The following is an 8,846-nucleotide window of genomic DNA, read 5'->3' as shown; positions in this document are numbered from 1 at the left end:
CGGGCGTTCACGCTCGACGAGTTCGACCCGGCCCGGCGCGGTGATCGCCGCCGCCTTCATCGGGTTGCTCCGCTCGCGCGGGCCCGGTCGGCGAGCGCGCGGACGTAGGGCACGGCGGTGGCGGCATCGCGTTCGGTGGTCGGGCAGAAGCAGAAGTCGACCGTCCACCAGTCGAGTTCGAGGGCGGACCGGCCGAGTGCGCCGATGACCTCGTCGAGGTCGATCTTGCCTGCGCCGAACGGGAGATGCTCGCTCGTCTCCCCGTTGTGCAGCGAGCCGTCTCCGTCGATGACGTGCAGGTGGCCGACGTAAGGGGCGAGCAGGCGTGCGTACTCGGAGACCCCGCCGGGCAGCAGCTCCGGGTCGTCGCCGTGCCGGGCGCCGGCGACCGCGCCCGCGTAGGCGTGCGAGGTGTCGAACAGGACGGTGAAGTTGGGGTGGGCCACGGTGTGGACCAGTTCCTGGACCTCGCTGGGCCGGTTCAGCCAGAAGCCCGGCTCGAACTCCCACACCATCCGCACCCCGGCGTCCGCGCAGCGGTCGGCGGCCCGGCGCCAGGTGTCGGCCAGGTGGTCAAGGCGCTTGCGGTCCAGCGGGCCGGGTGGGGAGACCGAGTCCACCCGCAGCGCCGGGACGCCCAGCCGCTCGCAGAAGGCCAGTACGGACTCGATGCGTGCGAGGTAGTCGGCGGCGGGCACGTCCGCGGGCGGGGTGGAACCGAAGTCGGGTGCATAGGCGGAGACACCCAGTCCTTGCTCGGCGAGTCGGTCCCGCAGGCGTGCACAGTCGGCCGCGGTGAAGTCCTCGTCGTGCGGATGCGGACGGAAACCGTTGATCTCCACGCCGTCGTAGCCGACCGCGGCGGCATAGTCGCACAGCCGGTCGAAACTCCAGGGATCGGCGGCGAACGGGCCGAAGGCGAACGCCCAACTGCCCAGCGCGATCCGGGGTATTGACTCGTCCGACACAGTTGTCTCCTCTATGGACCCGACTGTTGGAACGGCTTCAAGCTAGTCCTGCGACCTGCGGAATCACTTGGAAGAAAATGCGCCGCTCTTGGAAAATCCTGCTCAACCCCTCGACCGTGCCCCCGCTCTCCGGTGACCATGGGGCCAGAGGTGACCATGACCAGTGACGAGCGTGCGCGGCCGGAACTCACGGCGCAGTTGGGCGACGCCCTGCTCCAGGCGTTCGACCAGATCGAGGACGTCCGGGTCTTCGTCAAGGACGCCGAGCGCCGGTTCGTCGCGTGCAGCGAGCCGTTCGCTCAACTCCTCGGCTACCGCCACCCGTGGCAACTGTTCGGTCTGCGGGACGAGGACCTCTCGCCCGAGTACCTGGTCGAGCACTACCGCGGCCACGACGAGCAGGTGCTGTCCACCGGGGAGGCTCTGATCGATCTCGTCGAGCTGGTGCGCAATCCCAACGGCTCCTACGACTGGTTCCTGACTACCAAGACCCCGATCCGGCCCCAGGGCGGGACGCCGATCGGGATCGTGGGGGTCACCCGGGCACTGACCAAACGGGACGCCGTCTCGCGCCGGCTGCTCACTCTGACGCCCGCGGTGGAACTGATCTCGCGCGAGTACACCCGGGCCCTCTCCGTCGAGGAGCTGGCCGCGAGCGTCTCCCTCTCGCCCAGCCACTTCAGCCGTACCTTCAAGGCGCATTTCGGTGCCACCCCGCACCAGTACCTACGGCGGGTGCGGCTGATGGCGGTGTGCGATCTGCTGGCCGCATCGGACCTCCCTCTGTCGGTGATCGCCGGCCGGACCGGGTTCTACGACCAGAGCCACCTGAGCAACGAGTTCAAGAAGGAGCGAGGCGTCACCCCCGCCGAGTACCGGGCGACCTACGGGAACACCGCACAGGCACAGCGCTCCCGGGTCGCCTTCCACCCCTGAACCGTCCGGGGCCCGGGCTACGCGTCTTCCTCCAGCACCCGTACGGACGTGAGCAGACGCCGCTCCTCGGTCAGCACGCGAACGGGACCCTGCAGCTCGACCGTCGTCCCGGTCCCGGTCGCCTCGGCGGACGGCGCGACCGAGAACTCGAACTCCCCGGGCTCCACGATCCACGCCAACTCCCGCCCGACGAACCCGAGTCGGTCCGTCGGCACCGTGAACTCGACGACACGGGCCTCGCCCGGTGCCAGGTCGACGCGTGCCCAGCCCAGCAACTGGCGCATCGGCCGGGTGACCGAGGCGACGACATCGCGCACATAGAGCTGCACCACGTCGGCGCCCTCGCGCTCACCGTCGTTACGGACCCGGCACCGCACCCGCAACGTGCCCGCGGTGTCCCACTGGTCGGCCGTGACACGCAACTCGTCCCGGGTGAAGGTGGTGTACGACAGACCGTGCCCGAACGCGAACAACGGACTGGGGTCCACGTTCGACACCGGGCTGGGACCGCCGAGCCGTGGATGCCGGTACGAGTAGGGCTGACCGGCGTTGTCCCGGGGAATGCTGACCGGCAGCCGCCCGCTCGGGTTGACGCGCCCGGTCAGCACGCCTGCGATGGCCGGCGCGCCCTCCTCACCCGGGAAGAACGCCTGGACGACCGCGGCCGCCCGCTCCGCGAACCCTCCTATCGGATACGGCCGACCGGTGACCAGCACCACCACGACCGGGGTACCGGTGGCGAGCACCGCGTCGAGCAACGCCCTTTGTCGACCTGGCAGTTCGAGCGTCGCGGCGTCGCTTCCTTCGCCGACCGTGCCGCGCCCGAACAAGCCCGCGCGGTCGCCCACGACGGCGACACACACGTCCGCGTCCTCGGCCGCCGCCACCGCGGCGGCAATCGTCTCGGCGGCCTCCGCCTCGGTCTCCTCGTCGGCACGGACCGCGCAGCCGGGCGCGTGAACTACCTCGGTTCCATTGGGCAGTTGCTCGCGCAGGGCCGCCAGTACGGTGGGCAGCTCGATGCCGATCGGCGTGCCCGGCGGGGTCTGGATGTGGTTGGTGAAGCTGTAGTTGCCGAGCATGGCCTCCGGAGCGTCGGCATTGGGGCCGACCACCGCCACCCTGCCGACCGGACGCAGCGGCAGGATCTCCTGGGGGTTGCTCAACAGGATGACCGACTCCTCGGCAAGCCGCTGGGCTACCGCACGCGAGGCCGGCGGATCGAGATCGACCGCCCGCGCGTCCTCCACCGCCTCGGCGAACACGCCGAGTTCGAGCTTGTGACGCAGGACGCGCCGCACCGACCGGTCCACGAGTTCGACGGGGAAGGTGCCCTTGCGGACGAGTTCGGCGAGCGGGTCCAGATAGGCGCGGCCCGCCGGCAGCTCGACGTCGATCCCCGCGGACAGCGCGAGCACCGCCGCGTCACCGGCGTCGGCGGCCACGTCATGCAGGGTGTGCAGGAACGTCACCCCGAAGTAGTCGGCGACCACCACGCCGTCGAACCCCCAGCGCGTGCGCAGCAGTTCGGTGAGCAGCCGTGGGTCGGCGGCGACCGGGATGCCGTCGATCTCGGCGTAGGAGTGCATCACCGCGGACGGGCGGGCGTTCTTGACCACCATTTCGAAGGGCAGCGCGAACACCTCGGCGATCTCGCGCGGCCCCGCGTGCACCGGCGCCAGATTGCGTCCGCCGCGCGAGTTCGAGTAGCCGAGGAAGTGCTTGAGGGTCGCGCCGGCGCCTGCGGACTGAATTCCGTCCACGTAGGCCGTGCCCAGGACGCCGATCAGGTAGGGGTCCTCGGAGATGCACTCCTCCACCCGGCCCCAGCGCGGGTCGCGCACGACGTCGAGCACCGGCGCCAGGCCGAGGTGGATGTTCAGCTGCCGCATGGTCGAGCCGATCTGCCCGCCCATCTCGCGCACCAGCTCCGCGTCCCAACTGGCCCCCCAGGCAAGGGGGGAGGGGTAGGTGGCGGCGCCGTACAACTGCAGCCCGGTCAGGCACTCCTCGTGCACCAGGGCCGGGATCCCGAATCGGCTGTGTCGTACGACATCGCGCTGCAGGGCGCGGGCGTACTCCAGGCGTTCCGTCACGGCACCCGCGCGGCTGCCGAGCGGCCGGGTGAACTGGCCCACACCGTGTTCGAGCGGTGACGCGGCCTCGGCCGGGTCCGTGAGCAACTCGTCCTGCATGGGCGCCACGGTCTCTCCGGGCGGGCCGCTGCCCTCCGGCCACAGCGAGGTCAGTTGTGCGAGCTTCTCCGGCAGGGTCATCGCGGCCAGGATGGCTTCGACATCGCATCCCGCGGCCCACTGAGGTGTGGTCACAGCGTCTCCTCTGACGGGCGGCCTACGGCCGTGAAGGTTTCCGGTGTCGGGCGGGCGCCCTGGGACGCGCCGCCCCGGATGCGGGCGGTCTGCGCGCGGTGCCAATCGGCGTCCGCCCACATCCCGGTGTGGTGCGGCTGCGAGAAGTTGCTGGTGCAGACCCCCTGCCAGCCGCGGTCCAACGCCATGCCGACCGCCGCCTCGGCGACGTCCTTGACGTAGTCCCACCCGCTCCACCCGGGCACGAGATCGGGCGACCAGCCGACCGAGGCCCAGCCCTCGGTCGTCCACAACGGCAACCCGCGCTCGGTCGCCCAGTCCCGCCATACGTCGAGCAGGTCCGCGAGTTCGGCCAGGAACGTGTCCCGCTCGGCCGGGTAGCGCTTCCGGACCAGTTCCTGGTGTTCGGCGAGACCCCGGACGTCGTTCTCGAAGTCGCCGGTCCATTTCGTCGTGGCGACGAATCGCGGGCATCCCGCTGCGAGCCACAGATGCGGCTCGGCGAAGTCGAAGGCGTCCGTCGAGAGCCGCATCAGGTCCGTGCTCAACGGCGGTGTGATGCCTCGGAGGTAGTACGAGAACGTCACGGGAATTCCGGGGAACCGGCTTTTGACCGCGGTCAGCGCCTCCTGGTAGCTGTCGATGCGCTGAATCTGCTCGTCGGTGAACAGCTCGGTGAGCGCGAAGACCGAATGGATGTCACCGAACACATGCCTGCCGATGCCCGGGGCCCAGGCCGGCCACTCGTTGCACAGATCGACATAGGCCACGGCGTCGAGCAGGCCGGCTTCCTGGATCGCGCCGAGCGTCTCCGACCAGACGCGCGCGAGATCGGCCGGAGTGACCACCTGCGCCGCACGTCCGGTCGAGTCGGGAGTGAACCAGCTGGAGAGCCCGGCCTGGATTCCCCGACTGCGCAGCCCGGCCAGGAACTCGATCAATGCCTCACGCGGCCGCACGGTGACGGTCGAATGGTTTCCCCACATGAATCCCGCGGGTTGGGGGAGAGCGGTGATCTCGTCGACCCGCCGCCCGGAACTGTCGGCGGCGATCCAGTGCGGAAAAGCGTCGATGCGTACGACGTCGTAGCCGCGCTCGGCGAGTTCGTCGAGGACCCGCTCGACATCCGCGTACTCCGCCTCGTCACCGGAGCGGCGCAGCAGCCAGGAGTAGTCCCACATGGTGACGGCACGGGCCGCTGGGGGCATGGTCATTGCTCCTCCCGCAGGGTGCACCACTCGTCGGTGCGGGCGGCCACCCGCTGCCAGATCTGCTCGGCTTCGTCGAGGGGCATGAAGGGGATGTCCTCGGTGCCGGGCAAAGGGGCGGAATTCTCGACGATGGCTTTGAGCGCGGCGAGGCTGCTTTCGATGATCGCGCGTCCTTCGCTCGCGGTGGCGAGATGCGCGTCCTCGCCCTGGGCGAAGCGGCCCCAGGGGCTGCTGTACCGGTCGTCGAGGCGGTTCAGGTCGACCAGTTCGGGCCGGAGATACATCAGTTGGGAGATCTCATAGCGTCCGGCATGGTCTCCTTCGAACTCTCCAGCTACGAGTTCGGGATCGCTGACGGCGACGACCGGGACCGGGCGGGCGCGCCGGAACTCCTCGGCGACGAGCCGTAGATCGGCCTGGTTGGCGTTGTGCCCGGTGACGACGACGATGGCGCGGAAGCCCGCGTTGACGAAGGCCCGCAGCTGAAAGACCAGGAGGCGCAGGACGAGATCGGGCGGAAGGCCGCCCAGTCGCGGATTCACCTCGCCCACGACCTCCTTCAACCACGGCCGGTGATAGCCGGTTTCGTGGATGTGGTACGTCTGGGTCGGTGCCACAATTCCGCCGAACCGGCGGGCGGATTCCTCGCAGAGGTACACCGCCTTGTGGGTGTCGAGGCCGAAGGCCGCGATGTGGCCGTGCGGCTCGCACAGTCCCATCGGAAGGTAGGCCAGGGGCAGTTGTGTCAGCCGTTGCTCGAACTCCCTAGGCAGCAGCTCTTCCCAACGGACGGTTTCGGTGTGAGAGGCCATGGTTCACTGCTCCGCGAATATCTTGGTCTCGTTGAAGTTCTTGATGAACCGGTGCTTGAAGCGCAGTCGGTCGAAGACCTCGGCGGGCAGCGGCGGTTCGTCGAGTGCCGCGATGTTCTCCTCGCAGAATTCCTTGACATGCATCGAGGAGATCGCGGTGGTGACGGCGGGGGACTGGACGACGAACTTCAGCGCCAGCGCGGCGAGCGAACCTGCGTAAGCCGGCACGTACTGCCGTAGCGCGTCGACCTTTTCGAGATAGACAGCGCGGGGCACGATCTCGTCGAAATACCGGTTCCGGTAGTCGTCCTCCGCGAAGACCGTGTCCTCGGTGAGGGTGCCGGTCAGTCCGCCCTCGTCCAGGACGCATCGGGCGATCACCGCGACGTCGTGCTTCTGGCAGGCGGGCAGGAGGTTGTCCAGGGCGAGCGGGTCGAAGATGTTGATGATGGTCTGGACGGAGTCGATCAGACCGCTCTCCACCAGCGGCAGCGCCATGTCCGAGCGATGATCGGGAATCGAGATGCCGATGTGCCGCACCAGTCCCTCGTCCTTGAGTTGCTGCAGTTCGTCCATCCAGTAGCCGGTGACGCCCCAGGTCGGCCACCAGATGTGCAGCTGCACGAGGTCGATCCGGTCCACCGCGAGTTCCTGGAGCGAACGCAGTGCGCTGGCCCGGACATGGCCCGGTGGGTAGGTGACTTCGGGCGCCACGGGCGTGCCCCAGCCGCGCGGGCCCGCTAGCGACTCGATCTTCGTCGCGACGAAGGGGCGCTGCCCGGACCACTGCCGCAGGGCCTTTCCGACGATGCGCTCGGAGTCGCCGTAGGCGCGCGCGGTGTCTAGGAAGGACACCCCGCGGTCCAATGCGTACAGAAGGCTGTCGATCCAGTCGGATTCCTTCTGGTCGCCGAACCAGCCGGCGAATCCCATGGTCCCGAAGCCGAGTTGACTGATCGGTTCGCCGGAGCGCGGAAATGGGGTAGTGCGCACGGGAGTTCCTCTCCTTACCGAGGCCACTGCTTCAGCAGTGCCTTGAGGGCGGCGGTCGGATCCGCCAGGGTTTCCGGGGACGGCGTCGCTCGGCGGGCGATGAGCAACTCGGCGAGCCGGATGTCCTGGGCCACCGCGTTTCCGGTGCCCACCGCGCTCGCCGACAGCAGCCGCCCGTCCGGCCCGAGGCCGAAGCGGATCTCGACGCCGTCGGGGCGGTGTCGTACGACCTCGGCCGTGGCGGTGTCGGGCAACCCGGCGATCTGCAGGGTGAGTTCGTACTGGTCGGACCAGAACCACGGCACGGTCGTGAACGGCTCGTCGGCTCCGAGCATGTTCCGGGCCGCCGCGCCGCCCTGGTCCTGGGCGTTGCGCCAGGACTCCAGGCGGATGCGGCGGCCGTCGTAGAGGGGATGCGGCCATGAACAGCAGTCCCCGGCCGCGAAGATGTCGGGGTCGGAGGTCGTCAGCAGGGTGTCGACCCGTACTCCGTTGTCGATGGCGAGGCCGGCCTTCCGCGCCAGTGAGGTCTCCGGCTCGGCACCGATTCCGACCACGACCGTGTCGCACACCAGCGTGTCGCCCGTGGTCAGTTCGAGCAGCAACTCCTCGTCCCGGCGGTCCAGTTGGACGACACCGGTGCCGCAGCGCACCTCGACGCCGGCCTTCTCATGGCGTGCGGTGATCGCGGCGGCGATGTGCGCGGTTGCGCCGCGGCTCATCAACCGTGGTGCCGCCTCGATCACGGTGACGGCGCAACCGTGCTCGGTCGCGGCTGCCGCCAGCTCCAGACCGATGAATCCGCCGCCGATCACACCGATGCGTGCGCCGGGCCGCAACCGATCCCGTAGCGCGAGCGCGTCGCCGTGGCTGCGCAGGTAGTGCACGCCGTCGACTGCCGCGCCGGGCAGCGGCAGCCGTCGGGGAGTCGCGCCGGTGGCCACCAACAGCCGTTCGTACGCGATGCGTTGGCCGTCGGCGAGTACCACCTCGTGGTGGTCGCGGTTGATGTCGGTCGCTGCGATCCCGGCGACGAAGTCGATGCCCGCGGTCCTCAGTATCTCCCTGTCGCAGATCGTCGTCGGAGCCGACGTGGGCGGCCCGGTCAGCACGGACTTCGACAACGGCGGGCGTTCATAGGGCGGTTCGGCCTCGGCGCCCACCAGCGTGACCGGTCCGTTCCAGCCCGTCTCGCGCAGTGCGAACGCCGCCCGCGCTCCGCACTCGCCGCCCCCGACGACCACCATCCCCGGCATGGCGCTCACGGCTGCCTAACCGATCCCGATGTGGACGGTGCCGTCCTCGACCTTGACCGGGAAGGTCCGCAGATCGACGAGCACCGGGGCTCCGGCGGCCTTGCCCGTGGTGTAGTCGAATCGGCCGTTGTGCTTGGGGCATTCGATGGTGTGGTCCATCACCAGGCCGTCGCAGAGCAGCATCCGCTCGTGCGTGCAGTGGCCCGCGGTGGCGAAGAACTCGTTCCCCGGTGAGCGGTAGATGGCGTAGTCCACGCCGTCGTACCGGAAGGGGATCACGTCCTCCGGGTCGATGTCGTCCACGGCGCACGCGGCGATCCATTCAGGCATCGTGACGTCT

General features: G+C 69.3%; 8 protein-coding genes. 1 reads left to right on the top strand and 7 read right to left on the bottom strand.

The genetic code is table 11. The features are described from left to right. Positions 1-56 precede the first annotated feature (56 nt). Complete coding sequence (locus tag ACWDR3_RS34960) at positions 57-968, bottom strand: sugar phosphate isomerase/epimerase family protein (protein ID WP_450356586.1); 912 nt, start codon at positions 966-968, stop codon at positions 57-59. A 156-nt stretch (positions 969-1,124) separates the two neighbouring features. Here ACWDR3_RS34960 and ACWDR3_RS34955 point away from each other — a divergent pair, with 156 nt between their 5' ends. After that, positions 1,125-1,904, top strand: a complete 780-nt coding sequence (locus ACWDR3_RS34955) for a helix-turn-helix domain-containing protein (protein WP_450356585.1) — start codon at positions 1,125-1,127, stop codon at positions 1,902-1,904. A gap of 17 nt (positions 1,905-1,921) precedes the next feature. Here ACWDR3_RS34955 and ACWDR3_RS34950 read toward each other — a convergent pair whose 3' ends face one another. Genes ACWDR3_RS34950 through ACWDR3_RS34925 form a run of 6 tightly spaced genes read right to left on the bottom strand, consistent with a single transcriptional unit; the run spans position 1,922 to position 8,836 of the window. Continuing rightward, complete coding sequence (locus tag ACWDR3_RS34950; RefSeq protein WP_450356584.1) at positions 1,922-4,234, bottom strand: beta-xylosidase/alpha-l-arabinosidase; 2,313 nt, start codon at positions 4,232-4,234, stop codon at positions 1,922-1,924. After that, complete coding sequence (locus tag ACWDR3_RS34945; RefSeq protein ID WP_450356583.1) at positions 4,231-5,448, bottom strand: cellulase-like family protein; 1,218 nt, start codon at positions 5,446-5,448, stop codon at positions 4,231-4,233. The genes ACWDR3_RS34950 and ACWDR3_RS34945 overlap by 4 nt, the downstream gene beginning before the upstream one ends. Continuing rightward, positions 5,445-6,257, bottom strand: coding sequence for a creatininase family protein (locus tag ACWDR3_RS34940; RefSeq protein ID WP_450356582.1), 813 nt, complete (start codon positions 6,255-6,257; stop codon positions 5,445-5,447). Before ACWDR3_RS34940 ends, ACWDR3_RS34945 begins: the two co-directional genes overlap by 4 nt. A gap of 3 nt (positions 6,258-6,260) precedes the next feature. Next, entirely contained in the window at positions 6,261-7,250 is a 990-nt protein-coding gene (locus ACWDR3_RS34935) for an aldo/keto reductase (RefSeq protein ID WP_450356581.1), read from the bottom strand. A 14-nt stretch (positions 7,251-7,264) separates the two neighbouring features. Beyond that, a complete protein-coding gene (locus ACWDR3_RS34930; RefSeq protein WP_450356587.1) occupies positions 7,265-8,506 on the bottom strand; it encodes an NAD(P)/FAD-dependent oxidoreductase in 1,242 nt (413 codons plus the stop codon). Positions 8,507-8,521: 15 nt separating this feature from the next. Next, entirely contained in the window at positions 8,522-8,836 is a 315-nt protein-coding gene (locus tag ACWDR3_RS34925; RefSeq protein ID WP_450356580.1) for a MocE family 2Fe-2S type ferredoxin, read from the bottom strand. Positions 8,837-8,846: the final 10 nt, after the last annotated feature.

It is taken from the genome of Streptomyces sp. NPDC001002, from assembly GCF_053599215.1.
The sequence above is the reverse complement of the archived record's forward strand: the minus strand, read 5'-3'. Positions and strand labels throughout refer to the sequence as shown.